Consider the following 420-nt stretch of genomic DNA (forward strand, 5'->3'; position numbering starts at 1 on the left):
GCTTTACAACCCGAAGGCCTTCTTCACACACGCGGCATGGCTGCATCAGGGTTTCCCCCATTGTGCAATATTCCCCACTGCTGCCTCCCGTAGGAGTCTGGGCCGTGTCTCAGTCCCAGTGTGGCTGATCATCCTCTCAGACCAGCTAGGGATCGTCGCCTAGGTGAGCCTTTACCTCACCTACTAGCTAATCCCACCTGGGCTTATCCATCAGCGCAAGGCCCGAAGGTCCCCTGCTTTCCCCCGTAGGGCGTATGCGGTATTAGCAGTCGTTTCCAACTGTTATCCCCCACAAATGGGCAAATTCCCAGGCATTACTCACCCGTCCGCCGCTCGTCATCTTCAAAAGCAAGCTTTTGAAATGTTACCGCTCGACTTGCATGTGTTAGGCCTGCCGCCAGCGTTCAATCTGAGCCATGA

The 420-nt window shown here is 55.5% G+C and carries 1 rRNA gene; it reads right to left on the bottom strand.

Going from position 1 to position 420, the window contains the following annotated elements:
- Positions 1 to 420: ribosomal RNA gene (locus tag ACF8D4_RS14485) — 16S ribosomal RNA — on the bottom strand; the annotation flags it as partial.

This window comes from Shewanella sp. YQ_9, assembly GCF_043103185.1.
GTDB lineage: Bacteria > Pseudomonadota > Gammaproteobacteria > Enterobacterales > Shewanellaceae > Shewanella > Shewanella algae.